Source organism: Mycolicibacterium bacteremicum (assembly GCF_002086115.1).
GTDB classification, from domain to species: Bacteria; Actinomycetota; Actinomycetes; order Mycobacteriales; family Mycobacteriaceae; genus Mycobacterium; species Mycobacterium bacteremicum.
In genome coordinates, this window is record NZ_MVHJ01000033.1 from 1 (window position 1) to 21,069 (window position 21,069).

Sequence of the window (21,069 nt, forward strand, 5' to 3'; positions counted from 1 at the left end):
CCCGATCTCGGAGATGTGCATCTCGATGTCGTGGGTGCGGTAGTCGTGACCGCGGTTGGCGTGGAACGTGCCGCGGGGGGGCGTCGGTGTGTGCGGGCGGTGGCCCTGTTCCCTCCGGCTGGGCAGTCACGCCCTCGGTGTTCGGGGCCTGCCCATTGCCGGTCCTTGGGGTCTGTTCCTGGTTTGTGGCCAAGGTCCCAGAGTTGCCCGGGGTTGATGGGTGTCTGGCATCGCCAGCAGATCGCTTGGCCGGCTTCAACGATGGGTGCCCAGGCTTGGCGTTTTCTTCGATGGACGTTGTCGTAGCCGCGTTGGCTGTTAGTGCCTGGTTTGGGCATCAGATTTGCCTGAACTTGAACCCAGTGGCTTTCTCTAGGGTTTCGCACAGTGCTTTGGCGAGGATGGTTCGGATGCCGGGTGGCATGTCGGCTGCACGGATGGGGGAAGCTACAGCGGGTGGTGTGGGTGGTGCCTGCCAGTCGGAGACTTCACCGTCAAACTGGACTGTCCCGTCAACCTCGACCCGGATGTGCGCCATCAGCTGTTCCTGATGGCGTCGAGTGAGTCTTGGGAAATGATGTATCCCTCACCATCGGCAGTGATCATGGCACGAAACAGTCGGTTCCCTGACGGGTCGTAGAACCATTTGCGCTCATGGCGTTTGCCGCCGTCTGCTGCGCGCAACGCCTTCAGTTCGGCGCGGTCCTCCGCTAACTGGGTAGCGTCGACGCGGGCCACATTGAACTCTGACTCTTCGAGGGCGTAGACCGCCTCCATGAACAGGCGTGGGAACTCCGGTGCTGGGATGCCAAGTTCTTCCCGGTCTTCTTCGGAGATGTTGTCGGGGACTTCGTACGGCCCGAACAAACCACACAAGTTCAGCGGGCGAACATCGGATCCGGGGCTTCCGTCGCCGGGGTGCGTCAACGTCGCCAAACGGGGAGCAACCCGCTCAGCCAAAGCGTCAACATCCACGGGTGCGGCCCCACAGTTTCGGTTCCGGCCCTACGACCTTCCGCGCGAATTCCCTGGCGGATTCCCTCATTGCCTGGTGTTCGGCCTCGAATTTCGCCAGATCACTTTGGTACGCAGTACCCGGTGCAGCATCGTCCCAGTCCGCTCGGTTGACGACGTTGAGCGTCACATTCTGGTGTGGACGACGCGTTTCCACGCGCTCAAGGACCCGATCCGCCACATAGTCGATCACTCGGTCGATGAGCTTCATGTTTCCTCCTGGGCTGTGCGAGGCAACTGATCCAACAAGTCGTTCAAATCCCGCTCAGCGATGTCCATGACGAGGTCGTTGCCGTCGAATCGGGCGCGTTTCAGGTTGGTGTAGCAGCGGGTGATGCGCGCTTCTAACCGTGTGCGGGCTGCGACTTGGGCGGGGGTTGGTGACATGACGAACCTCCCGCAGCAAACAGGGGTGTAACCGTTGGATAGCGGTCAGAACGGGATTCGACCAGCCTGCGAGGCGGTCCAGCTAAGTAAGGGCGGCCAGCAGGGGAACAGGGGGAGACCCGTCGATAAGATCGGGATTTTCACACACTGCTGGTGCCGATGTTTATCGTGCCACATAAACGCCATTCTTGCGACCATTCCCGTGCACGTGAGTCCACGCGTGTCTATTCGAGTACACCAGCGGGTAGGTCGTAGCCCATGACGCGGGCCAAATGCTGGAAATAGGAGGGCGCCCATTCGTGGTGGCAGTTCTGGCATACACAACCGGTGGGGCCGATCTGCAATGCGGATTGGCGGACGGTTTCGCCGCCGCTGTTCTTGCGGTACACGATCGCCACATCGCAGGCAGGGCACGGGTTGGGGAGGGTCCATTTGGGGGCGGGGTTGAGCAGGGTGGTGATGGATTCGCACCAGGATCGGATGTTGGTGGCGATCTGCTCGATGGCCCTCACGTCTTGGGGTCGCCACGACCTGCCTTCAAGTGCCTGCAACCGGATGATGGTGATGGGTGCGATGTGGGGTTGTGAGGCGTCGATGAGGGGTTTCGGTTCCCAGATGGCGATGGCGGTGTCGATCTCAGCTTTCAGCTCCGCAGCGTCCAAGCACATGGGGGGTGAGGACTGCGGCACCCGGGATGCGTTTCCCTGCCCACCGGGTACAGCGTCCAAGAGTTGGTCGTAGAGGGAATCAACCCATTCGATGCGGTTGGTGCCGTCGTCCATCTCACGGTTCTTCGGTTTCGGTTCGATCAACGCCGATACCGCGTTGGACAGCTCGACCTTGGCGGCCGGCAGGTTGCCGTCCTCGTCGGTGATGGGTTGGGCCACAGCTACACCTCCACGCATGGGCATGATTTTACCTGCTTATCAACGGTTTTCGTGTCCAGGCGCGGCGCGGTCACTGCTGCTCCCCTGGTCGGATGACGCTGATCAGATAGTCGATGTCAGCCGCTTCTAGGACGAGGTATCGGGTTTCGGGTTCCCGACAGTCATGGCGGGTGGGTGCGGTTTCGATTGGGTATGACGCGGTCGGGTCGTTCCACATGATGTCCAGGCGGTCGAACGGCGTTCCGGTTTCGTCGTCGGATTCGGGCCAGGCGATGGAATGTTCCCAAAACCCGGATGGTTTCCGGTCGCGGATGATGGTTTCGCCCTTGATTGCGAGGTCCTGGAAACACCACTGCTGTTGCAGTTCGGCGAATAGCGTCCCTGGGGGCAGGGTCAGCATCTCGGCCTGCTTAACGAGTCTCATACCAGTTCTCCATCGTGCAGTTCGGTCTTGATGACGGTCATCTCGTCGTAGTAGCAGCTGTACACAACGTCACGTTGATATCTGGTTTCCCCTTCGTATCCGGCTGGTCCATCCATGAAGGCGTCTCGTCGTCGCTTCGCTTCGGCAACGCGAAGAACCTCCGCTGATTCCGGCTTGATTGCGGCGCCGATGACTTCTCGATCTCGCATCACCACGTGGATGTTCATTGGTTGGGCCTTTCGTGGTTGCAGTGGGGAAGCCAACACCGAGGACACGTCGGAGAGGCAGTTAGGAACGACGCCTGGACGGCGAGGATCTGGGACAGATCAGACATCAGCGGCGTTCCCTGATGTCGTCGTCATTGTCTGAGCCGAACATGTACCGGTGCCGATAGCTGGCGAACAACCCTGCGCTGGCATCTGCGCGCTTGGCGGACACATCGGCAGCAGCCAGGCACCGCTCGTCTTCGGGATCGCCATGGTCAGGGCAAAAAGGGTGGAACTGGCCCGGTTCGACCATGCCGTTGTAGGTGTAGAGCGCCCCGCAAAGGCAGTCGCCGCCGTAGCGCGTGAACCCTTCTGGGTCGATTTCATCGGCGACGGAAGCCGAATCACGACTCGTTTCGCTCATGGTTGGGCCTTTCGTGGTTGCAGGAGGTCCCCCAACAACGAGGACACGTAGGAGAAGCGGCTAAAAAAGATGCCTGGAGGGTGAGGATCTGGGCCAACTCAGACATCAGCGGCGCTCCCTGATGTCCCGCAGCACGTCGATTTCGCCGGTCCATCGGATGTCGGTTTCACCGTCGAAGGCGTGGTGATCTGAGTGATGGTTGAGGCTGCGGGTGCAGACAGCAACCACCTTGCCGTGCTCGTCGTAATGCACCGCTTTGCATTGGCTCATCGGTGGTCCTTTGGGGTTGGGGTGAGGGTGTAACCAATCGCAACGGGGTTCACGGCTGGTCCTGGTGTTCCACCGCAGCAGCAGCCCCGGTAGTAGCGGCGATTGCCTCACGATGCCTACGGTCGTGAATGCCGCGTTCTTCCTGGCAATCCGGGCATTCGTCGCTGTACCAAACCGTCGTCAACCGCTGATGAGGGATGAACTCCGCATGGTGCGCCGGAACCTCTTCCAAGCCGCGTTGAACCATGATCCGGGGAACGTCTTCAACGAAGACCGGGATTGTCTGCGTTTCAGGTTCGAGGGCGTCGGGGAGTTGGGTTACCGCCACACCAGACAAACCCAACAACACGTCAGCGAGATGGGCGGTCCAAGGCTCCGCGTCGTCGATCTCCCAAGCGTCTTCCCCCGCCCCGCACAGGCATCGACCGAACGGTGTCAGCAGGTGTGCTCGGAGTGTGTCGGTGAGGACGGACCTAACCCCACTCACGCCGACACCTCCGCGATATGCGCGTCCATGTCCGGGACTACAGCCCCGCACTTGCAGCGCGGCCACATCGTTCGAGTCGGGTCCACGCTGTACGAAACGCCGGTCGAATCTGTCTGGTAATGCTCGCGACTGACGATGCCCGGGGCGTACTCACGCAGGTAGGACAAGGCGAGCCGGACGCCCTCTGCCTTCCCGGTGAGCCGCTGACCCTCCATCGCATACGCAGCTTTTGCCGCAAGGATGCGCAGTTCCAGGTCGGCCTTCTCCAGGCGTTCGTTCAGGTCACTGATTTGCTCAGCGTTCATCGTGGTTGGCCTTTCGGTTAGAGGGAACAGCCGCCAACTCGTCGGACGTGTACAAGTAGCGGGCGGTCAGGCACGGCCAATCAACCGGGCCGAGACAGTGATTGCACACCGTCCGGTTGTCGCCGCCGGGGTAGTCACGCGTGAACGGGCGGTGAATGTCCCGTAAGGGGGCGAGCGCTTCGCTTGCAGCCGCAATTGCCAGAGCGCCCTCACTCAGTTGCGGCTCACCGCGGCCCCATCCTTCGCGGCTCCATGCGCGCTTCGCTGCTTCGATCGCTGGGTCACTCATGGGTGGTGTCTCCGGGGTTAGAGGGAGCGGCAAGGGCGTCTTCCATCTGCCAGGTATCGGCGAGAAAACGCATGGACGACGGGGAGATGGGCTCGTTCTGGGAGATGCCTACGGTCGGGCATTCCTTGCGGAACCGGACGTTCACTGCGTCCATCACGTCCGCTGCTATCCGCATCCGCATCGGGAACGGGAGACGGTCGAATCCCACCATGACGGGCTCGGGTAGGTCGGTCAGTTCACTCATCGTCGTCTGCCCATCGGTCGTCACCTTCGCCTGAGAATCCCCAGCACGGGTACGCACGGCCGGCATTCACCAACCCGACTGACTCGGGTGGGAGGCAGTGTCGGGTGTCGTTGGTGTGGGAGCCGGTGCGGTGCTTGTCGAACGCCGTCAGCCCTGTGAAGGTGCGATGGCACGCGCCGCAGTGAGCCGTCTTGAATCCTCCCCACCGGTTCGGGCATCGGGCACAGCCGTGCGTTCCGGCGGTCAGGATCGAATTCTGAGCCACTTTTGGGCCTTCCGGGTAGTCCTGGGTGGGTTGGGGGCTGTGTGTGGTCATGAGCGGCCCTCCCGGCGGGCTCTGTGGGCTGTCAGGCATTCGGGTCACCCCCAACAACACGCGAGACCGCTTCAGCACGACCCTCACGAATCCGGCGGTCGTGAACGCCGTGCTCCTCTCGGCAATCCGGGCAATCTTCGGAATGCCAGACAGAGGCCAGGCGGGTGTGGGGAATCCACTCGGCGTGCTGGGCCGGGACCTGCTCCAGGCCGCGCCACACCAACTCAGGTGGGTCATCGTTGACGAACACAGGCACCGTTTCGGCGTGCTCAGCCAAACCAAGCGCCTGGACCAGATGTGCGGCGAGACCCCCGGCGATGTCCACGGGTCCGGGAAGCACAAGCCACGGATGGTTGGGCCAACTCCGGATTGCTTCGAGGATGCGTTGCTCGGGCGTTTGGTCAGCCATTTTCGGTTCCTCCCTCGCGGCGTTCCCGGACCTTCGCCAACACCTCGGCTATCAACCTGCGGCCCCGTGCGGCAGCCGGCCGGAAATCCACATGCGCACACACCAACGCACCCTGATAGCCGTCGCTGTCACACAGGCCGCACCCGGCGATCGCTGCGGCTCGTTGCTCGGCAGCCCACAACCTGTCCGGTTCCCAACCAGACTCAGGATGGTGTTCCGGCTCGGTGGTGGGGTCGTCGGACTCACCAAAACGATCAGGCATCAGCAGACCCTTCTGCGTCCGCCCAACCCGACACCCACCGAGACACCACGCTCAGCTCATGCGTTGTCCCGGCGATCTTCCGGGCCACCGGCACATCGAAAGCCTCAAGGATGGTCCACTTGCCAGTACCGAGATGTGTGTACTTGAACTGTGTCTCGGGCTCCAGGTAACCCAAAGCCACGTTGACCGCTGCGGCGACATGTTGCCGGTGCGCGTCCAGTCCAGCCTCGTTGAGGGCCTCAGAAACCCAGTCGCACCCGCTGCAACCTGTGAGGTTCCGCAATGCACCGGGCATGCGCGGGTGCTTGATCCGCTTAGAAGCGATCTGATGGGTTTGGATCGTCTCGGCGATGATCACGACGGCGTCAGGCACTTTCGGCTCCCTTGCGGTTAGACGGATGCTTCGGGCAATCCGAGAGATCATCAAGCCGGCCCACCTGATCGCAGTCCGGGCACGCATCGATCAGGGCGCGGATGGTGCGCTTGCGGTGAAGCTCATCGGCTTTCACATCCGCCTCGTGCTGGAGATCCCACTTGCGTCGGGCTTCGCACGGACGGCATGGCCCGTCGTGGTTTTCGACATGCTTTGGGCAATGGGGGCGGGGGGCGGTTCCCTCCCCAAGGTAACCACCAACAGAAGGTGACCCTAGTCCTAAACCTGTTCCTGTACTGGAGGGTTCCGGAAGGGTTCCATTTTCGGGAAGGGTTCCGGAACCCTTCGTCGGATCGGGACGATGACTTCCAGAAGGGTTTAGCTCATCGGCCAGTTTGTCGGCCTCGGCACGGTGCAACCGCCTCAACTCGGCGGCGACCTCGGCCCTCAACTTATCCGACTCCACCATCCCGGCCGACTTCAACGCGCTCTTGAAAATGTTGGGGGACTTCACCACCTGAGCCGTCCTCATGTACGACCGGATGAACAGTTCGTCGGTCTCATCGTCCACGAACACAAAACGGTGGTCCTCCAGGACAGCGAGGTCGGCCAGGATCGCAGCTTTGTCGATCTGGTCGCATCCCTTGGCCAACAACCCGACGTTCAGGGTGAGCAGGCCGGCGCAGTCCAGATCCTTCTGCGAGCACAACTGCACATACGTGGCCTGTGCTCCTCTTGGGAGGCTGCGGAAATCGCGGTCACGCCAGATGGATTCCCGAATCAGGGCAGCAGAGTTAGCCATCCAAATCCACCTCGGCTTTCCTGCCTCGGATCTTCGGGACTTCTCGTTGCAAGCAACCGATGAGTACCGCAGCGGCCTTACGTGCGGTGTCTTCCCCCGCAGGACCAGCCTCTAGAACACTCTGCGCCAGGGCAATTCGGGCGTCCCAGTCGACGCGCATGGTGGTGGCTAGCTTGCGCTTGTTACATGGGGTGCAGGCCGATTGAAGGTTGTCGAGTTCGTTCGTACCGCCCAGGGCGCGGGGGTGGATATGGTCAATTTCGAGATAGACCACATCGACGTCGGCGGGCAATCGATGCCAAGGCGCATACCGACCGGAGAGATTGTCGGCTTCAGGGACGAACACACGTCCGCAGTATTGGCAGGTCCAGTTGTCGCGGGCGTACACGATGGCACGCCTCCTCGGGCCGACCTTCTCGGGGTGAGGGCGGTAGACACCATCAGCAGATACCGGCATCAGGCACCACCGCCCGTGCGCTTCACGCTGTTGCGGTACTCCCGGACCACCTCATCCAGCAGGGCGCACACATTCGCCCACTTCACCCTGGCGTCCTCAGCTTCTCGCTGCATCCACTCGACGTCCCGGATTCGGTAGCTGCGACCCTCATAAAGCAGATCAATCTTCGTGGATGCCTGTAGCGCCCTGCGGCATTCCCTGGCAGCCTGCTGGAGCAGAGTGTTGCCGTGCGATTGGAGTTGATCGACCGTCATAGGGTTGGAGGCATCTGCCTCTACAGCCCTCAGCGGCCTTGGACTATCATCTGTCATTGTCGAACCTCTCATACAGGTGAGACCACACCCCGGGGCAGTTCACAGCTGTCGCCGGGGGCCTTGCATTTAACCCCCCAAGTTTACCACTTTGACGTGCTTGTTTCGGGGTTGAATGCCCACCCCCACAACACAACCCACGATCCCGGCGGCTCATCCGGCCTCCTGTGTGGGGGCGGGGACACGCTCAAAACCCCCATCGTTGTCGAGTAACACCCATGCGCCGCGCCGGAACACGGGCACCTCGGATGGGTTGTGGCCTTGTCTGACGAGCCACCCGAACTCGTATGCCGTCGTCCTGCCCATCTCTGTGGCGTGATGGCACGACGCACCCAACAGCAAGCAATTCGCCGGGAGGTTGGTGTCAGCCCGCCGAGAGCCCCCGGAACCGCGCGGCCTCCTGTGGTGGTACTGCACATCGGTGTGGTGGTTGCCGCACCGCTCACACAAGCCGCCAGCGCGTTCGTAGACGATGGCCTTCACGGCGGGGGTGAAACCCTTAGCAGCCATCAGGACGCGTCCGTGAAGGATCGACCCAACGCCTCATCCCGAGCCGCGATCAACGCAACAGCATGAGACAACGCATGGTTGGGATGCCTGTAAGGGTTGCTGATGCCGTCACTGACGATCCGCCCATCGCTGCGGATGACAACAGCAGCGTCCGGGTCTTGGCTTTCGACGGGCCAGCGTCCCGAACTGTATCCCCGGTGCGGTTCACCCTCGGGGATGCGGAGCACCGCCCATCCTTGGGTGAGCAAGGTGTCGACGACGAGGTGGGCGAGCCCGTTGGCCTGGTCGCCGGTCAACCGTCCTCCGTTGTAGCTGTCACTCGGGCCGACGATCTCGGCTGTGAGCCGCTTTGCCACTGCGTCGATGGCTGCCTTGAGATCTTCTGCAAGGTCGCTCATTCGGTCTCCTGGTGTATTTGGGTGTGGTGGCCTGTGAAGGCGTGGTGGCGGCGTACGAACGCCTCAGCCGACAAATCCCCCGACCGGTGTTCAAAGCGACTGGGTTTGTCCATGCACTCGCACTGCACTACGTACACAGCCGCCCCCAACCCCTAAAGTTGCGGGTGAGAACGTGCGACAACGGCAACGGAGGCTGAAACCCTCGACCACCGTTGGTCTGCCAATGAATCGGGGACGGCCACCAGCGTGCCCCCAACTGCCATGTCCGCTTCCGGTAGCACCACCCACTGTCCGGGCGCTTCATGTAGTAGCCGAGGTTCGCCCCACCATCGATGTCATAAGGGGCAAAGTCGCGCATAGCATCTAGGAACGCCTGCCGGTAGTAGCGGTTGTACAGGTCGAGATGATCACGCAGTAGGCGGATTTCATCGTCAGTTGGCATGACGCATTGATCGACAACTCCATCGCAAACTACGATCCCGGTGATGTAGTTCCAGCGCGGGAACGCCGATGTGAGGATCGGGATGCGCAGGCTGGTCGCCAACCCGTTCTGGTGTGGGCTGATGTCACCTTCGGTGTCCGCCCAGGTGCGGTTGCCGTAGAACTCGGTGACGCTCATCGTCGCCACCCGCTCCGGTGGTTGCGGCGGCGACGCCGGAACCACAACATCGTGTCCACACTCACGAGTGGGCCTCCGCAGCATCAGCGGCAGCCAACAGCGCGGCAGCGAGAGAACGTGCGGATCCTGGCGTATTGGCGTAGCGCGGGTACTGCACTTGACCGCCCGGGGTCACGTAGACATGCGCGGTCGCTCGGTGCTGCGGCAGTTCGACGGGCCAGAATCCGTCCTCGTCAGGCTCAGGCAGCTTCACCGGGTCCGCGTATCCGGCTGCTTTGAGCGCGTCGAGGGCGTGCATCGCGTGCCCTTCGGCGTCCCAGTCGCACTCGATGTCCGCGTCCCGGAACGCCTGCTTCAGCACCTCTGCCGCGTGGGTGGGGTTTTCGGTACTCACGACGCCTCCCGGCAGCTAGCACACTTCGAAGGCCACGCCTGCGTCGTGTAATCCCAATGACCACAACCACACCGCGTCCTAGTCACCGTCACCGGGATACACACCTCACACACCACCCCATCCGAAGACGACAGATACGCACCCCGAACAGGTTTGTCACAGACTGAGCACTGTGGTGGGGTGTGCGGCCGGTAGTCGGGGGCTTTCGTCGGATCCCACATCAGGACGCCTCCAACTCTTGCTGCACCGGCTCCTGCGGACTGGCCTCCAACGCCTGCGCGCGGGCCATGATCGCCTCAGACAACGTCGGCCCATCCAACACACCAACATTCAAAACCTCGCCGGCCTTCGCATCCCGCCAAATCTCGGTCAGCTGATCCTTGGACTCCGCGGCATCCACCGCGTCCATCAAGTCCATAACCCGCTCCTGAACCGACGCAGCCTCCCTAACGTGCGCCGTCTTCGGATCACACCGCAGGATGTCGAACACCAACTGCTCCAGCGTCAACTCAGGGATGCGTTTTGGTTTGTCCTCCCCCGGCACGATCCCCGCATGAACCGAACGCGCACCGATGATCTGCGGATGCTCAGACCGGGACAGCCGCACCCACACCGACGCATCAAAAGCCAGGTTCTTCTGGCCCTCCACTTTCCACGTCCGTTTCGTGGTGGGCTTCCCGTTCTCCATTGCCACCTGATCCGCACCCCTCGCGGTCATGACGACGATTCCGGGGAACCGCATCAACACCCGCATCAACTCTTTATGCCGAGCCGTGGCGAGGTTCCACAGATCGGTGGTGATCTGGATTTCCGCTTCGGGGTCCTTCTCAAGTTTCTTCCGGTTGGCGTCCCGCCTCCTGGCTTTCCCGTCAACCCACTCTTTGAGGTCATCCCACTCGGCGGTCATCGAATCAATCACCAACACCACAGGCTTCTCACCAGCGTCTACGGCCCTTTGGGCTTCATCCTTCGCAGCTTTGATCTGGGCGTAGATGTCGGGCCAGGTGCCGTCATGCTGGATGACTTCGTACCGGGCTCCAGGGATAGCACCGTATTCGTCGGATGCCCCTTCGCCCCAGTCCAGCCAGAACGTCCTACCGACCTTCTCCGACGCGGAGAGGACAGCGGCGGACCATGACTTGCCGGACTTCTCCCCACCCTCCACAAGGATGAGCGGCCACGGGACAGCGCCGGTCGGGGGCCTCGTCCTGAGCGCGGTCATCGGATGCGCTCCGTGACGAGCCTGTAGCCCTTAGCCCGCAGCGGAGGAACAGGGCCAGCCCAGTACGAAAACTCCACCGTGACCGGCGCAACGAGACGAATGAACGCCCGCGCCGCCCGCTTCGCATTCGACCGGCTGGGAAACATCTCCGACGTCGCGAGGATGTGCCCATTCGGGGACTTGATGACGTACCAGAACTCGCCGTCACCGTTCTCCGATTGACGCACGTACAACCCAGGACGCCTCATTCGCCGGCCTCCAGCTCTTTGAGTCCGTTGACGTTCAGGGCGCCCTTCGCCAACAGGCCGGCGACGATGATGTCCGCATCCTCCGAAGCCTTGAAGATGGGGTAGGCATCGCCTTGGGTGACATCAACGATGCCGTCGATGACCACACCCTCCGAATCCACAAACGCCCCCAGCTTCGCGGCCTCGTCCAGAAGCCGTTTCTGGAACGCCGGATTCACCGACTCCGACACCTCCACCTCACCCGGCCACCTCGACTTCACATACGCCAGGAACGCCGCCTCATTCACCACACGGGCCGTTTTCCGGCCCTTCGTCATGCCGACATGCCCCAACACCTGGGAGCCGATGACAGCGGCGGTCCTCTCCCCCGGAAGCATCGACAACCTTGCTTTGGCGTCGGCCTCCCACTCCTTCACTTTCCCGCCCAACAGCTTCGACAGCGCCAACTGCGCTACAGGATCAGTCACTTCGTTGTCCGTTCTTCGATGTTGTTGACCCGCCTCACACACCAGTTCAAGTACTGGCGGATACGCCGCAGATCGTCATGGGTTTCCCTGTCGCTGGTGAGTTTCTCGGCGTCGTGCACCTCGGACCTGAGGTCGTCCAGTGCGGCGCCGATAGCGGATATGCGGTTCATGCCGACCTCCTGAGCCGACGCCGTTCACGCTCCGTATAACCGCCCCAAATGCCCCACCTTTCACGGGTTTTCAGGGCGTACTCCAAACACTGCGCCTGCACATCACACGTCTGGCAGATACGTTTCGCCTCAGCGACTTTGGCGCGCTCACCCTTCTCCGGGTGGAAGATCGGCCCAACCTCCCGGCACAAACCCATGTCCATCCACGGCTCCCGATTGAGTAGGTGGTCGATGGTTCCGATGATGCTCACGCAGCCCTCCTACGCTGGTCGCGCTTCCGCTGCGCGTTGACGACATTCCGACAAGACTTAGAGCAGTACCGGGACTTTCCGTGCCCGCGGACATCGCCGCCGCACACCACACACACTTTCGATTCCCGGTGCGCTTCCTGATGTTCTTTGATGTAGTCGCACCAGGCGGCCTTGCACACCTTGCATTTGCAGCCCTTTCGGTATCCCTTGTAGCCGTGCTCCTCCGGTAGGACTGGGCGGGCCACTTTCACAGTTCGCGCAGAAGCGCCTTTGCGGAGCTGCTTACGTTCGGTGGAGGTGAGAGCCCCCCAGATTCCGTACTCCTCGCCTCGGTCCAAGGCTTCTTGGAGGCATTCGATTCGGACGGGGCAGTCGAGGCAGATTTGTTTGGCTATGAGGGTCGTTCCGCCGTTGCTTTCGGGGAACCACACTTCGGGATCTTTGGCTGCGCAGGCGCCGTGGAGTTTGGAGGTGGTGAAGGCTGGTTTGTGGCTGCGTTGAGCCACGCCGGCCCTCATTCGCCCTCCCAGGTTGCGCCGGCCAAATTGGGTGTGATCCCCAACCCGCGTAGCCCTTTCGTCAGATGCAGCACCAACTCCGCCGCATCCGCCGGGGTTAAGTCCAGGGACAGCCCGTACATGAACCTGACGTGTAAATGTTTGGTGCCGAAGGGGATGGGGGTGATGTCGTGGAGGGGTCCGAAGTAGCCGCCTACGGTGACGTCTCCGTTGTGGTGGAACCGGTTAGGGGTACGACCCACATTCGCAGTCACAGTTCGTCCTCCGCATACACCAGACGAGCAGTCGCACAAGGCCAGGAGATAGGGCCGAGGCAGTGAGCACAGACGCGCTCGGTCTGCGTGTTGCCCCAACTGAGGGGCCGATCAAACGGACGGTGCAGCTCTCGGATCGGCGATTTCACCGCATGCCGACCGTCTTCCATCCCGGCCCGGTACGCCTCGCGCATCGCGGCGTTGCCCCACTCGGGGTACTTATCGCGGCGGTCGTAGCCCATGATCGCCAACTCAAGTTCGGCGTCGACCTCTTCGCGGCTTGGCCTCTCGAGGCTCATCGTTGTCTCCTGGTGTCTGTGGCGAACGCCAACAGGACCGCCATTAATGTCCCCGCATACAGCCAGACGGGGTTGTAGGTGCCGACGGTGACAGCGCACCCCGCAATCCAGAGGGTCCAGGCGACCGATAGGCCGATGTTTTGGAGTCGGCGGGGACGTACCCGCACCTGGGGGCTCATCGGGTCACCTCGTAGCACGGGCGCCGCATCCCAAAATCCATGACGAAGCCCAGAACCGGTGCCACGACCAGCATGGCGGCCTGCACCTGCAACCCCTCAGTCCACACAATCCCGAACGCCTGCCACACATCAGGCCACGACAAACCCCCAAGCGCGCTCACGACCGGGCCTCCGCATCGGCGTTAACCCAGTCCCAGAGCAGGTTGTTTACTTCTGCAACGGCCTCTTCTGGGTCGTCCGGGTCGGGGTTCTCACACCACCCGACAGCCTTCGCGATCTTGTCGATAACGTCGCCACTTTCGATCATCTGAGTCTCGACGACCGCGTATCCGGCGGCTTTGAGCGCGTCGAGCTGGTGCGCGGCGATCTCGCCCACGGTGAGCGGAACATGCCCGCACTTGCAGACCGTGGAGCGGGGCCAATACTGGTGCTGCGCCAGCACTTCCGCCGCGTTCATGCTGCGTTCCAGAAGTCTTGGAAGGTTTCGAACGGGGGGTTCGGCCCCATCTCCTCACCCACAAACGGCGGGGAGGAAGGACGATGCCCGGACAGCAAGCCCGCCTCCAAATCGAGGGCCATGCCCTGCAACTCGACGAGTGCGTTGGTGAAGTCATGCTCATCCGACGCATCCACCACCACCCGAGACGGGTGGAACCAGGGCAGGGTCAACCACTGCTTCTCCCACCACCGGGGCTGCGGGCGCACCACCCCCGGCCTCCTCCCCCAGTGAATGTCCGGGGTGAAGTCGGTATCCACACGCGGCGAATCCAGTTCGGTCATTCGGTCACCTCGTTCAGTCGCTCCACGAGGTCGGTACGGGTCCGCAGGAAACTCTCCGCGTCGGGCTTCAACACATCCCACATGGTGGTGTTCGGGCCAGCCGCCTGGAGCTTCCGGAGCAGTTCGTCTCGGCTCTCCAAAGCCATCATCACGCCGTAGCCGACGGCATTCGTCGTGAGGTCAACGAGAGCATCGAAGCTCACCGCCACCTCGTTGGTATCGTTTCGTGCAGGCACTTCGGATTCCTCTCGTTGATGTGTGTTTTCCGTTGTGTTCAGGGGTCTCGGCTGTTACCGCAACCGAGACCCCGCCAAAATCAGGCAGGCAGAATGTTGAACCGCTCGCACAACTCCGCAGCGGCATCTGTACAAACGTTCAAAGCGCTGGGAGAGCCTGGATCTGCAACCGGTCCGCCATCTCCGTACACGTGGGCAGCGATCACCTTCGCCACGTCTTCGACAGTTGCGTGGGTGAACGCCGATAGATCAGCCTTGACCTTCACTGTGACCTCGCCGACAGATGCCATCACTTGTCTCCTGCTGCTCGTAGTTTCTGTGCGATGCGGGTTTCGGCTGCCACTAACTCCCCGATCAACTCCGACAAATGCGTGTTGCGGTCGGAATGCACGCCCCGCCAATCGCATCCGGTGCAGAGGACTCCGATTCCGAACATTTCGTTGACCACGATGTGTTCTTCTAGGAGGGCTTTGACGTGGTCGGCAAACGTTGGCTGTCCGGGTGTGGGGGTGGTCACCACACCCGGACCAGGCTCGCACTCCCAGCACTTCTCGCCCGCCTTGAAAGCGGTCCAGTGCTCGCAGCAGATGTCGACGCCGCACTCAGCAGCCGCATCACGCTGCTCCGGGGTCAGATCCAGCTCGACGGCTTGCGTCTCGTCAGCCTGGAGAAGCCGTTGCAGCGTCTCAGGATTCCGCAGCAGCCGCGCACATCCCGGCTCCCACACCTCGTCTAGGGCTTCTGCTTTGGTGAGTGCTTCCGCACCCGAAGGCAACGGAGCCGGCTGCCTCCTGGCCATCCACCACGACACACCAGACGCCAACCCATCCACCGACACCTTCACCACAGCCCAACACAAATCCGCAGCGACATACCGGAGATCACGGGCAACCTGACGAGCCGACATCAGTCCCACACCCTCGCCGTGAGGACGAACGTCTTCTCCCGACTGACGTGCTCCCGCCACCCGTCCCACAAGGTGACGGTCTTCACCACACCCTGGTCGTAGTGCAGATCGGTGACGGTGAAGACCTTCCCGACACCGTTGACCGGCATCACCTTGTCGTCCATCAATAGATCCCGGACGGCAACAACGCTGTTCATCGATTCATCCCCTCATCCGCCAGATCCCCTACCACCCAGTCATCCCCCGACCGCTGCGCTTCCGCTTCCGCATCCACAGCGCGGTTCCGCTCCTCCTGACGTTCGAACCGGTACGAATCCGAATCGGCTAGCGCATCCTCCGCACCCCGCGCATACGCCGCCCGAGACACACCCCACACCACGGCGATAAACACCCCCGCCAACAACAACATCGCGAGCAACACCTCAGCCGCATTCATCACGCCGACCTCCCCATCAACCGACGAGCAGAAGTCCTCGTCAAACCCGAAGCAGACGGAACATCAGGAACACCAACCTTTGTCGGCCTCAACAACTCGATGGCCTGCTCGATGTCCTCTTCAGTTCCCCGCCACCTGCGGCCCGCCTTGTAGGCCGGCAACTGGGGCTTCGACTCACCCCGGAACCGCTTCACCAACCACTGAATGTCGGCGGGTTGGTGGGATCCGAGCACACGGTCCGCGTACTCCTCCACACTGAACGTTTCAGTCATGCTGACCGCCCCCAGTTACCTTCAACGACTGCGAGGGAGGGCAGTCTCGGTATCCGTATCGGACCAGGCCCCAATTCAAGGTCTGGCTGGACAGCCCCATCTGCTGAGACAACCAAGTGGACGAGACCCCGAGGTTGACAAGGTCATTAACCCGGCGCCAAAGTTCCTCTGCCGCAGCTACAGTTGCTGGATTTCCGTTACTGCGGCGTCGCTTAGCTACGCGTTGCAGGTCAACAAGTTCCTGTATCTCGCCGGACGAAACCAGTCGTCTCCGAAGGACGTTGACGGGAATCCGTTGGGGGGCTTGCGGGCGTTTCGGCTTTTCTGGGAATCCGGTCACCTCACAGGTCGGATCTGATTCCTTCTCATACAGCTGCCGCACGTACTCGCGGGTGCAGCCGAGGACATCGGCGATCTCTTGCAAAGTCCAGCCGGCGTCCCTGGCTGCGTGAACTGCTGCCAGGTTCTCGTCTGTCCATCCGTACTGTCCAGAAGCCTCCCGCGCGTCCAGGAGAATGGCTTTTCCCTTGCGGGGCATGGGCGGACGCCAGGCTTGCCTAGTGCGGGCAACCTTTTCCGTCACGATGCTTCTCCCACAACGAAGCGGATCGGCTCTGTGCCACCCATGAGTTCGTGGAGCTTGCCGATGCCCTTTGCAGTCACGCGAATCGTGGGGGCAGGCAGTTCGTAAGCGCCGGTCTTGGAGTTCAAAAAGGGCTTCGCGGGCTTCTCGACCAGACGCCTCGTGTCAACAGCGGTCTGATACGCCTCCCAGCCGCCGCGTGCGTTCTTGGACCGGAAGATCCATTTTTGTTCCGCCATGAAGTCGAACAGGCGATCACGCCCGGTTGTGATCGACGGATCGCGAGACAGGATCTTCGCGGCCTCCGCCACAGAGAAGTCGCCACGAGCATCGGCGAGCAGTTGCCACGACCGCGCTGGTGCGGTCAGTTCCTTGATCGTTTCGTCGCGCTCCACGATCATCTGCTTCGCATCGACCAGCGCGAGGGCGAACCGCTCCTCGCGTGTCTGGGGCAGGGCGGGCTGAGCGTTGAACGAGCCGGTGCGGCGGATCTCGGGAAGAACGGTCCCCGTGATCCAGCGGCGGAACGCCACGGCCTCAGGCTTGTCGCTGCGGAACACCACCTCGTACATGCCAGCTTCCGACACGATGGTCATTGACTGCTGTCCGCCAAGGGTGTCCACCGGGCGGACACCCTTCTGATCATCGGCCAGGCGGGCCGCGACGTTGCGGGGGTTCGTAAGGTCGAGAACCTTGCACAGATCTGTGAGGACGAACCAGGGTTCACCGTCGATGACGATCACTCGCACAGGAGAGTCGCCGTAGTTAAACGGAACCAACGCTCCGGTATGATTGGATTCTGACATTCGAGTCTCCTAACTCGGGTTGTCGGTAAGCCCCCACCCCTGACCAGGTGGGGGCGTTGTTTATGCGGGGGCGTATCGGACGGGCATTACGCGACCTCGTCGGCGAGGCTGGGCGTACAACGGGGCTCGTATGTCGTCGTGATCGACCCGGGACGTGTGCCGTAGGCCAACTCCAGCGCCGTCAAAAGCTCAGCCGAAACGCCCCTCGTGCCCGTCTCGATCGCGGAGATGGTTCCTCTGGCCGGTCGATCACCGCACGCAGCCTCAACCCGATCGCAGATGTCATCGATGTCGAACCCGAGGGGCAAGTTGTACTGCTTCGCGATGCCCTTGAGTAGAAGTCGGACGTCCTGAAGAGACATGTGAGGCGGGACCCGACGTTCTCGCTGTCGGCTGTATCGCCGTTTTGCGGCAATTTTGCTTCCCATAGGTCCTGACGGTAACGGCTAACCGCCGCGACCGCAAGCATTTTTGCCACAAATTTGCCCTGACGTGCAGAATCCCCAGCGTGTGAGACGCCGACCTTGAAAACTACATGCGCGTCGTTAGCCAAACCGGACTATGGTTTGCCGAAAATTTTTGGCAGTCTTGCCGCCATGGAAGAACCGGACCGACAGCGTTTTGGGCGCATCGTCCGCCAACGGCGCGAAGAGCTCGGCTTGCAACAAACCGACTTGCGAAGCCGGAGCGGCCCTAGCTCCACGACGCTAAGTCAAATCGAACGGGGCGTTCTAAAGGATCCGACACCGCTGGTGCTGCGTCGCCTTGACGCCGGACTGGATTGGGAAGTTGGTAGCGCCGCGCGGACCCTTCACGGCGGAGACCCCACGCCTCTACCGCCTCGGGGGGATGGACGCGTCTCTATGGAGCAGCTCGCGGAAATGGCGGTCGCACCCAGAAGCCTTTCAGCCTGGGATGCAGTAACTGTCGTTCTTCGAGGACAAGTGGCCGAAGGGCGAATGACGGCCGATAACGCAGTCGACATAGCCCTCGGTGTGTGCGACAGATTCACCGACGATGTTCTCAACAGCGGTGCCGGCGCGGAGGTCAGACCCATCCTCGAAAGGCTCTTTTTGGATCGGGACGAGCTTCTGAGAAACGGTTTCGACAATCACGGTTACTGGGAGACAGCAGAGGAGAAGACCCATGTCATGGAAGCTGCGGCGGAATCGCCTTCACCGAGCCAAGAGAAGCAAATCAAGGAGGCGTATGGTTCTGGCTGCCCGAAACGTAAAAGAGCACCCCAAACCTGAATAACACGGCTGTTATTCGAGGTCAGGGGCTTGCGGCTCGTCTGACTTGTCGGGGGTCACAGTTAGCTTCCAGGTATGGAATCCCGCTGGCATCCGTGGCGTCACGCCGCTGAGAACTACCCCGACGTGATCATCAACTGCCACCGGGAGCTGCCCCACCAGATGTGGGGAGTGACCAGCTTCAAACTCCGGCGAGTGTGGCTGTGCAGGCGGCTCCGCCAGGTCCACCGCAGATGCACCCTGACCCACGAGCTGATCCATCTAGAGCGTGGGCCGGTACCCCCAGGGCTTCAGGAACGCGAGGAGCGCATCGTCGATGAGTTGGCGGCCCGCCGGCTCATCGAGATGCACGACCTGGAGGAGGGTTTGCGGTGGAGCCGTGAACCCAACGAACTGGCCGACGCCCTATGGGTTGATCTACCCACCCTGCACACACGAATGAGCACCCTCGATCCGCTGGAGACCAGTCAGTTGGAGGGTGCGTTAGGGGACGAGTGGTTATGGATTCCGTGACGGACAGACAGATCTTGGATCTTGAAGCCCTGTTCTGGCGGACGCCGGGGGCGAAGGAAGACGCCATTCGCGGCCTTGGGTTAGATCCGGTGCGCTACTACCAACGGTTGAGCCAGTTGCTTGAATCGGAGACGGCGTTGTCGTACAACCCGGTCGTTGTGAACCGGCTCAGGCGGATAGCCGGCCTAGACGCCGTGCCCCGCAATGTCCATCTGCTCGACCGTCTCGGCGTCGTACCCGAGCGACCGTAGGTACTGGTCGGCGGCGTCCGATGCGGCCTTCGCCTGCTCCTGGGTGTCGATCCCACCGGGATAGGCGATCTTGTAGGCGGTGGCGCAATCCTGCTCGACCTGCCAAACGAACTTGTCGGCATTGACGTAGCCGTTCGATGCTGCGGCGTTCAGGCAGGAGTACTCGTTCGCTGCTACTGGGGCTGCGGTTGCGAGCGGAAACGCGATAGCGGCCAGGATGACAGCGGTCTTCATACTGCAAGCATAGGGAAGCCGGGAGTTGCTAGGCGAGCATTGCGTCGATCGCTGCGGCGTTTGACTGACCCGACGACCGGTCCAGATGCCCATAAACGTCGGAAGTCGTCGCGATGGACTCATGCCCGAGCTGCTGCTGTATCGCCGTCAACGGCCTGCCCGCCTGGATAAGCCACGACGCCGCTGTATGCCTCAGGTCATGAATTCTGGGGGACTTCCGCAGCCCTTTAGCTTCCGCTCGCTTGATGGCAGGCCGCCACACGTTCGGGTGAAACGAATGGATCCGCACCGGGGAGTCACTCGACCGCACCACCCCATCAGCGAATGCACCTAGCCCGCGGCCGGAGTTGGTGAACACCCACTCCCCCGACAAATCCAGCTGCTCCAACACACGGGAAGGCACGTTGATGGTCCGCACTGATTTCTTCGTCTTCGGTACACCCATGGTGTACCCGCCGGCCCCGGTCTTCCACGCCTTCGTTACGCGCACGGTGCCGTGGGAGATGTCGATGTCCTTCGGTTGCAGGGCGGTGGCTTCCGACCACCGGCAGCCTGAAGCGACGAGGAACTCCACCAGGGGGCGCCAGTACTCCGGTATCTCGGAGAGCAGCAGCTTGAACTCCGCAGAGGTGAGGAACACCATCTCTTTGCGGTCCCAGCGGGGATTGCGGACATCTTCAGCCGGATTGTGGGTGATCACCCCAGCTTTGACCGCGGCCTTCAATGCGCCGGACAGGAAGTCTCGTTTGTTCTTCACCGTTTTGGCTGAGGACTTCTCCGACATTGTGTTCACCCACGCGGCGATGTCGGAGCGGGACAGTGCGGTGAGCGGGATGCTGCCGATGGGGTGCAGGTCGTTGCGGACGTACGCCTCGTAGCGTTTCTTCGTTCCGGCCTGGATGCCGGTGAGGGTGTCGACGTGCTTGGTGAGGTACTGAGCCAACGTTTGGGATTGTCGGGGGGTGGCGACGATCCGCATGATCTCGCGGGCCTTCACCCCACCCACGTCATCGACGAGTTTCTTGAAGTGCTCGGCGTCTTCGGGGGTCTCCCAGGATTCGCATTCCTGCTTGGATCCTCGGCCGCCGTCGCGCCAGTAGACGGAGTAGAACTTCGATCCGTCTTTGCGTTCGCGGGGCCTGACGTACGCCATCAGGCAAGGCTTTCCGTGCCGTCACAACCTTGGGGGTTGGATTCCATATGACCAGCATAAACCGGTCCGTGCTGTCTGCTGGTGCTGTCCTGGCCGAAAGTGGCCTAAAAGCCCAGGTAAACGGTGGAGCTAAGGGGATTCGAACCCCTGACCCCCACACTGCCAGTGTGGTGCGCTACCAACTGCGCCATAGCCCCGTTTGTTGTGCTGTAGAAACGTACACCACTGCCCCACGGAGGTTCAAAACGG

40 protein-coding genes, 1 tRNA gene and 1 pseudogene are annotated in these 21,069 nt (G+C 61.8%); 4 read left to right on the forward strand and 38 right to left on the reverse strand.

Going from position 1 to position 21,069, the window contains the following annotated elements; all coding sequences use genetic code 11:
* Positions 1-537: 537 nt before the first annotated feature.
* The 35 genes from BST17_RS24730 to BST17_RS24875 form a co-directional block, all read right to left on the reverse strand.
* The gene (locus BST17_RS24730) at positions 538-975 is read right to left on the reverse strand and encodes a hypothetical protein (RefSeq protein ID WP_133053580.1); all 438 of its coding nucleotides are present in this window, start codon (positions 973-975) and stop codon (positions 538-540) included.
* Positions 965-1,225, reverse strand: coding sequence for a hypothetical protein (locus BST17_RS29060; protein ID WP_133053581.1), 261 nt, complete (start codon positions 1,223-1,225; stop codon positions 965-967). Before BST17_RS29060 ends, BST17_RS24730 begins: the two co-directional genes overlap by 11 nt.
* A 400-nt stretch (positions 1,226-1,625) precedes the next feature.
* Complete coding sequence (locus BST17_RS24735; protein ID WP_083061554.1) at positions 1,626-2,288, reverse strand: DUF7341 domain-containing protein; 663 nt, start codon at positions 2,286-2,288, stop codon at positions 1,626-1,628.
* 70 nt (positions 2,289-2,358) lie between these two features.
* Positions 2,359-2,688, reverse strand: a complete 330-nt coding sequence (locus BST17_RS24740; RefSeq protein WP_133053583.1) for a hypothetical protein — start codon at positions 2,686-2,688, stop codon at positions 2,359-2,361.
* Between the two features lie 20 nt (positions 2,689-2,708).
* On the reverse strand, positions 2,709-2,939 hold the full coding sequence (locus tag BST17_RS29070; RefSeq protein ID WP_133053584.1) for a hypothetical protein: 231 nt from the start codon (positions 2,937-2,939) through the stop codon (positions 2,709-2,711).
* Positions 2,936-3,046, reverse strand: coding sequence for a DUF7419 family protein (locus BST17_RS30020; protein WP_456238130.1), 111 nt, complete (start codon positions 3,044-3,046; stop codon positions 2,936-2,938). The genes BST17_RS29070 and BST17_RS30020 overlap by 4 nt, the downstream gene beginning before the upstream one ends.
* On the reverse strand, positions 3,046-3,342 hold the full coding sequence (locus tag BST17_RS24745; RefSeq protein ID WP_083061556.1) for a hypothetical protein: 297 nt from the start codon (positions 3,340-3,342) through the stop codon (positions 3,046-3,048). Before BST17_RS24745 ends, BST17_RS30020 begins: the two co-directional genes overlap by 1 nt.
* Positions 3,343-3,447: 105 nt before the next feature.
* On the reverse strand, positions 3,448-3,612 hold the full coding sequence (locus BST17_RS29405) for a hypothetical protein (RefSeq protein WP_165762344.1): 165 nt from the start codon (positions 3,610-3,612) through the stop codon (positions 3,448-3,450).
* A gap of 49 nt (positions 3,613-3,661) precedes the next feature.
* On the reverse strand, positions 3,662-3,961 hold the full coding sequence (locus BST17_RS24750) for a hypothetical protein (RefSeq protein ID WP_133053585.1): 300 nt from the start codon (positions 3,959-3,961) through the stop codon (positions 3,662-3,664).
* A gap of 134 nt (positions 3,962-4,095) precedes the next feature.
* Positions 4,096-4,404 (reverse strand): hypothetical protein, encoded by a 309-nt coding sequence (locus BST17_RS24755; protein WP_083061558.1) that lies wholly within the window; start codon positions 4,402-4,404, stop codon positions 4,096-4,098.
* Between the two features lie 281 nt (positions 4,405-4,685).
* Positions 4,686-4,937, reverse strand: coding sequence for a hypothetical protein (locus BST17_RS24760; RefSeq protein ID WP_083061559.1), 252 nt, complete (start codon positions 4,935-4,937; stop codon positions 4,686-4,688).
* Positions 4,930-5,292: an FDXHR family putative zinc-binding protein gene (locus BST17_RS30025; RefSeq protein ID WP_456238131.1), complete on the reverse strand. Its 363-nt coding sequence runs from the start codon at positions 5,290-5,292 to the stop codon at positions 4,930-4,932. The genes BST17_RS24760 and BST17_RS30025 overlap by 8 nt, the downstream gene beginning before the upstream one ends.
* Positions 5,285-5,662, reverse strand: coding sequence for a hypothetical protein (locus BST17_RS29075; protein WP_133053586.1), 378 nt, complete (start codon positions 5,660-5,662; stop codon positions 5,285-5,287). The genes BST17_RS30025 and BST17_RS29075 overlap by 8 nt, the downstream gene beginning before the upstream one ends.
* A 254-nt stretch (positions 5,663-5,916) precedes the next feature.
* Positions 5,917-6,297, reverse strand: coding sequence for a hypothetical protein (locus BST17_RS24770; protein ID WP_083061560.1), 381 nt, complete (start codon positions 6,295-6,297; stop codon positions 5,917-5,919).
* Positions 6,290-7,099 (reverse strand): hypothetical protein, encoded by an 810-nt coding sequence (locus BST17_RS29080; protein WP_133053587.1) that lies wholly within the window; start codon positions 7,097-7,099, stop codon positions 6,290-6,292. Before BST17_RS29080 ends, BST17_RS24770 begins: the two co-directional genes overlap by 8 nt.
* On the reverse strand, positions 7,092-7,487 hold the full coding sequence (locus BST17_RS24780) for an HNH endonuclease (RefSeq protein ID WP_207573714.1): 396 nt from the start codon (positions 7,485-7,487) through the stop codon (positions 7,092-7,094). The genes BST17_RS29080 and BST17_RS24780 overlap by 8 nt, the downstream gene beginning before the upstream one ends.
* A 68-nt stretch (positions 7,488-7,555) precedes the next feature.
* A complete protein-coding gene (locus BST17_RS24785) occupies positions 7,556-7,810 on the reverse strand; it encodes a hypothetical protein (protein ID WP_083061563.1) in 255 nt (84 codons plus the stop codon).
* A 566-nt stretch (positions 7,811-8,376) separates the two neighbouring features.
* A complete protein-coding gene (locus BST17_RS24795) occupies positions 8,377-8,775 on the reverse strand; it encodes a hypothetical protein (protein WP_133053588.1) in 399 nt (132 codons plus the stop codon).
* 127 nt (positions 8,776-8,902) lie between these two features.
* Entirely contained in the window at positions 8,903-9,394 is a 492-nt protein-coding gene (locus BST17_RS24800; RefSeq protein WP_133053589.1) for a hypothetical protein, read from the reverse strand.
* A gap of 61 nt (positions 9,395-9,455) precedes the next feature.
* Positions 9,456-9,788 (reverse strand): hypothetical protein, encoded by a 333-nt coding sequence (locus BST17_RS24805; RefSeq protein ID WP_083061567.1) that lies wholly within the window; start codon positions 9,786-9,788, stop codon positions 9,456-9,458.
* Positions 9,789-10,008: 220 nt separating this feature from the next.
* Positions 10,009-11,010 carry an AAA family ATPase gene (locus BST17_RS24810; protein ID WP_083061568.1) on the reverse strand — a complete coding sequence of 334 codons (1,002 nt, stop codon included), beginning with the start codon at positions 11,008-11,010 and terminating at the stop codon, positions 10,009-10,011.
* Positions 11,007-11,258 (reverse strand): YegP family protein, encoded by a 252-nt coding sequence (locus BST17_RS29995; RefSeq protein ID WP_083061569.1) that lies wholly within the window; start codon positions 11,256-11,258, stop codon positions 11,007-11,009. The genes BST17_RS24810 and BST17_RS29995 overlap by 4 nt, the downstream gene beginning before the upstream one ends.
* Positions 11,255-11,725, reverse strand: coding sequence for a hypothetical protein (locus BST17_RS24820; protein ID WP_083061570.1), 471 nt, complete (start codon positions 11,723-11,725; stop codon positions 11,255-11,257). The genes BST17_RS29995 and BST17_RS24820 overlap by 4 nt, the downstream gene beginning before the upstream one ends.
* Complete coding sequence (locus BST17_RS29410; RefSeq protein ID WP_165762345.1) at positions 11,722-11,895, reverse strand: hypothetical protein; 174 nt, start codon at positions 11,893-11,895, stop codon at positions 11,722-11,724. The genes BST17_RS24820 and BST17_RS29410 overlap by 4 nt, the downstream gene beginning before the upstream one ends.
* Positions 11,892-12,146: a WhiB family transcriptional regulator gene (locus BST17_RS24825; protein ID WP_407937768.1), complete on the reverse strand. Its 255-nt coding sequence runs from the start codon at positions 12,144-12,146 to the stop codon at positions 11,892-11,894. The genes BST17_RS29410 and BST17_RS24825 overlap by 4 nt, the downstream gene beginning before the upstream one ends.
* Positions 12,143-12,664, reverse strand: a complete 522-nt coding sequence (locus BST17_RS24830; protein WP_083061571.1) for a WhiB family transcriptional regulator — start codon at positions 12,662-12,664, stop codon at positions 12,143-12,145. Before BST17_RS24830 ends, BST17_RS24825 begins: the two co-directional genes overlap by 4 nt.
* A 250-nt stretch (positions 12,665-12,914) precedes the next feature.
* Positions 12,915-13,217: a hypothetical protein gene (locus BST17_RS24840; protein WP_083061573.1), complete on the reverse strand. Its 303-nt coding sequence runs from the start codon at positions 13,215-13,217 to the stop codon at positions 12,915-12,917.
* 336 nt (positions 13,218-13,553) lie between these two features.
* Entirely contained in the window at positions 13,554-13,853 is a 300-nt protein-coding gene (locus BST17_RS24845; protein ID WP_083061574.1) for a hypothetical protein, read from the reverse strand.
* Positions 13,850-14,176, reverse strand: a complete 327-nt coding sequence (locus BST17_RS24850; protein ID WP_083061575.1) for a hypothetical protein — start codon at positions 14,174-14,176, stop codon at positions 13,850-13,852. Before BST17_RS24850 ends, BST17_RS24845 begins: the two co-directional genes overlap by 4 nt.
* Positions 14,173-14,379: a hypothetical protein gene (locus tag BST17_RS24855; RefSeq protein WP_133053590.1), complete on the reverse strand. Its 207-nt coding sequence runs from the start codon at positions 14,377-14,379 to the stop codon at positions 14,173-14,175. Before BST17_RS24855 ends, BST17_RS24850 begins: the two co-directional genes overlap by 4 nt.
* A 322-nt stretch (positions 14,380-14,701) precedes the next feature.
* Positions 14,702-15,319, reverse strand: coding sequence for a hypothetical protein (locus BST17_RS24860; protein ID WP_083061577.1), 618 nt, complete (start codon positions 15,317-15,319; stop codon positions 14,702-14,704).
* On the reverse strand, positions 15,319-15,516 hold the full coding sequence (locus BST17_RS29085) for a hypothetical protein (protein WP_133053591.1): 198 nt from the start codon (positions 15,514-15,516) through the stop codon (positions 15,319-15,321). The genes BST17_RS24860 and BST17_RS29085 overlap by 1 nt, the downstream gene beginning before the upstream one ends.
* Complete coding sequence (locus BST17_RS24865) at positions 15,513-15,755, reverse strand: hypothetical protein (protein ID WP_083061578.1); 243 nt, start codon at positions 15,753-15,755, stop codon at positions 15,513-15,515. The genes BST17_RS29085 and BST17_RS24865 overlap by 4 nt, the downstream gene beginning before the upstream one ends.
* Before the next feature lie 264 nt (positions 15,756-16,019).
* Complete coding sequence (locus BST17_RS30000; protein WP_109750286.1) at positions 16,020-16,565, reverse strand: sigma factor-like helix-turn-helix DNA-binding protein; 546 nt, start codon at positions 16,563-16,565, stop codon at positions 16,020-16,022.
* Between the two features lie 41 nt (positions 16,566-16,606).
* Positions 16,607-17,353 (reverse strand): phage antirepressor KilAC domain-containing protein, encoded by a 747-nt coding sequence (locus BST17_RS24875; RefSeq protein WP_234807811.1) that lies wholly within the window; start codon positions 17,351-17,353, stop codon positions 16,607-16,609.
* A 659-nt stretch (positions 17,354-18,012) separates the two neighbouring features.
* Between BST17_RS24875 and BST17_RS30005 the strand changes: the two are divergent.
* The 4 genes and pseudogenes from BST17_RS30005 to BST17_RS24895 all read left to right on the forward strand — a co-directional run.
* A pseudogene (locus tag BST17_RS30005) lies at positions 18,013-18,183 on the forward strand (helix-turn-helix domain-containing protein); the annotation flags it as partial.
* A gap of 96 nt (positions 18,184-18,279) precedes the next feature.
* Positions 18,280-18,669, forward strand: a complete 390-nt coding sequence (locus BST17_RS29755) for a hypothetical protein (RefSeq protein ID WP_234807812.1) — start codon at positions 18,280-18,282, stop codon at positions 18,667-18,669.
* A gap of 75 nt (positions 18,670-18,744) precedes the next feature.
* Positions 18,745-19,182, forward strand: a complete 438-nt coding sequence (locus BST17_RS24890) for a hypothetical protein (protein ID WP_234807813.1) — start codon at positions 18,745-18,747, stop codon at positions 19,180-19,182.
* Positions 19,170-19,433 carry a DUF3263 domain-containing protein gene (locus BST17_RS24895; protein WP_083061582.1) on the forward strand — a complete coding sequence of 88 codons (264 nt, stop codon included), beginning with the start codon at positions 19,170-19,172 and terminating at the stop codon, positions 19,431-19,433. The genes BST17_RS24890 and BST17_RS24895 overlap by 13 nt, the downstream gene beginning before the upstream one ends.
* On the opposite strand, the gene BST17_RS24900 is transcribed toward BST17_RS24895, so the two are convergent.
* The 3 genes from BST17_RS24900 to BST17_RS24910 all read right to left on the reverse strand — a co-directional run bounded on the left by BST17_RS24900 (position 19,368) and on the right by BST17_RS24910 (position 21,017).
* Positions 19,368-19,667, reverse strand: coding sequence for a hypothetical protein (locus tag BST17_RS24900; RefSeq protein WP_083061583.1), 300 nt, complete (start codon positions 19,665-19,667; stop codon positions 19,368-19,370). The two genes, BST17_RS24895 and BST17_RS24900, sit on opposite strands and share 66 nt — an antisense overlap.
* A 28-nt stretch (positions 19,668-19,695) precedes the next feature.
* Positions 19,696-20,820 (reverse strand): tyrosine-type recombinase/integrase, encoded by a 1,125-nt coding sequence (locus tag BST17_RS24905; RefSeq protein WP_083061584.1) that lies wholly within the window; start codon positions 20,818-20,820, stop codon positions 19,696-19,698.
* Between the two features lie 124 nt (positions 20,821-20,944).
* Positions 20,945-21,017 (reverse strand) — tRNA-Ala (locus BST17_RS24910).
* Positions 21,018-21,069: the final 52 nt, after the last annotated feature.

What these genes read in the sequence shown, in the direction of transcription:
- BST17_RS29060 (WP_133053581.1), bottom strand. Translation starts at nt 1,225, where the DNA reads ATGAAGCTCATCGACCGAGTGATCGACTATGTGGCGGATCGGGTCCTT.
- BST17_RS24740 (WP_133053583.1), bottom strand. Translation starts at nt 2,688, where the DNA reads ATGCTGACCCTGCCCCCAGGGACGCTATTCGCCGAACTGCAACAGCAG.
- BST17_RS29070 (WP_133053584.1), bottom strand. Translation starts at nt 2,939, where the DNA reads ATGAACATCCACGTGGTGATGCGAGATCGAGAAGTCATCGGCGCCGCA.
- BST17_RS30020 (WP_456238130.1), bottom strand. Translation starts at nt 3,046, where the DNA reads ATGTCTGATCTGTCCCAGATCCTCGCCGTCCAGGCGTCGTTCCTAACT.
- BST17_RS24745 (WP_083061556.1), bottom strand. Translation starts at nt 3,342, where the DNA reads ATGAGCGAAACGAGTCGTGATTCGGCTTCCGTCGCCGATGAAATCGAC.
- BST17_RS29405 (WP_165762344.1), bottom strand. Translation starts at nt 3,612, where the DNA reads ATGAGCCAATGCAAAGCGGTGCATTACGACGAGCACGGCAAGGTGGTT.
- BST17_RS24755 (WP_083061558.1), bottom strand. Translation starts at nt 4,404, where the DNA reads ATGAACGCTGAGCAAATCAGTGACCTGAACGAACGCCTGGAGAAGGCC.
- BST17_RS24760 (WP_083061559.1), bottom strand. Translation starts at nt 4,937, where the DNA reads ATGAGTGAACTGACCGACCTACCCGAGCCCGTCATGGTGGGATTCGAC.
- BST17_RS30025 (WP_456238131.1), bottom strand. Translation starts at nt 5,292, where the DNA reads ATGCCTGACAGCCCACAGAGCCCGCCGGGAGGGCCGCTCATGACCACA.
- BST17_RS29075 (WP_133053586.1), bottom strand. Translation starts at nt 5,662, where the DNA reads ATGGCTGACCAAACGCCCGAGCAACGCATCCTCGAAGCAATCCGGAGT.
- BST17_RS29080 (WP_133053587.1), bottom strand. Translation starts at nt 7,099, where the DNA reads ATGGCTAACTCTGCTGCCCTGATTCGGGAATCCATCTGGCGTGACCGC.
- BST17_RS24785 (WP_083061563.1), bottom strand. Translation starts at nt 7,810, where the DNA reads ATGACGGTCGATCAACTCCAATCGCACGGCAACACTCTGCTCCAGCAG.
- BST17_RS24795 (WP_133053588.1), bottom strand. Translation starts at nt 8,775, where the DNA reads ATGAGCGACCTTGCAGAAGATCTCAAGGCAGCCATCGACGCAGTGGCA.
- BST17_RS24800 (WP_133053589.1), bottom strand. Translation starts at nt 9,394, where the DNA reads ATGAGCGTCACCGAGTTCTACGGCAACCGCACCTGGGCGGACACCGAA.
- BST17_RS24810 (WP_083061568.1), bottom strand. Translation starts at nt 11,010, where the DNA reads ATGACCGCGCTCAGGACGAGGCCCCCGACCGGCGCTGTCCCGTGGCCG.
- BST17_RS29995 (WP_083061569.1), bottom strand. Translation starts at nt 11,258, where the DNA reads ATGAGGCGTCCTGGGTTGTACGTGCGTCAATCGGAGAACGGTGACGGC.
- BST17_RS29410 (WP_165762345.1), bottom strand. Translation starts at nt 11,895, where the DNA reads ATGAACCGCATATCCGCTATCGGCGCCGCACTGGACGACCTCAGGTCC.
- BST17_RS24830 (WP_083061571.1), bottom strand. Translation starts at nt 12,664, where the DNA reads ATGAGGGCCGGCGTGGCTCAACGCAGCCACAAACCAGCCTTCACCACC.
- BST17_RS24840 (WP_083061573.1), bottom strand. Translation starts at nt 13,217, where the DNA reads ATGAGCCTCGAGAGGCCAAGCCGCGAAGAGGTCGACGCCGAACTTGAG.
- BST17_RS24845 (WP_083061574.1), bottom strand. Translation starts at nt 13,853, where the DNA reads ATGAACGCGGCGGAAGTGCTGGCGCAGCACCAGTATTGGCCCCGCTCC.
- BST17_RS24850 (WP_083061575.1), bottom strand. Translation starts at nt 14,176, where the DNA reads ATGACCGAACTGGATTCGCCGCGTGTGGATACCGACTTCACCCCGGAC.
- BST17_RS24860 (WP_083061577.1), bottom strand. Translation starts at nt 15,319, where the DNA reads ATGTCGGCTCGTCAGGTTGCCCGTGATCTCCGGTATGTCGCTGCGGAT.
- BST17_RS29085 (WP_133053591.1), bottom strand. Translation starts at nt 15,516, where the DNA reads ATGAACAGCGTTGTTGCCGTCCGGGATCTATTGATGGACGACAAGGTG.
- BST17_RS24865 (WP_083061578.1), bottom strand. Translation starts at nt 15,755, where the DNA reads ATGAATGCGGCTGAGGTGTTGCTCGCGATGTTGTTGTTGGCGGGGGTG.
- BST17_RS30000 (WP_109750286.1), bottom strand. Translation starts at nt 16,565, where the DNA reads ATGCCCCGCAAGGGAAAAGCCATTCTCCTGGACGCGCGGGAGGCTTCT.
- BST17_RS29755 (WP_234807812.1), top strand. Translation starts at nt 18,280, where the DNA reads ATGGAGCAGCTCGCGGAAATGGCGGTCGCACCCAGAAGCCTTTCAGCC.
- BST17_RS24890 (WP_234807813.1), top strand. Translation starts at nt 18,745, where the DNA reads ATGGAATCCCGCTGGCATCCGTGGCGTCACGCCGCTGAGAACTACCCC.
- BST17_RS24895 (WP_083061582.1), top strand. Translation starts at nt 19,170, where the DNA reads ATGGATTCCGTGACGGACAGACAGATCTTGGATCTTGAAGCCCTGTTC.
- BST17_RS24900 (WP_083061583.1), bottom strand. Translation starts at nt 19,667, where the DNA reads ATGAAGACCGCTGTCATCCTGGCCGCTATCGCGTTTCCGCTCGCAACC.
- BST17_RS24905 (WP_083061584.1), bottom strand. Translation starts at nt 20,820, where the DNA reads ATGGCGTACGTCAGGCCCCGCGAACGCAAAGACGGATCGAAGTTCTAC.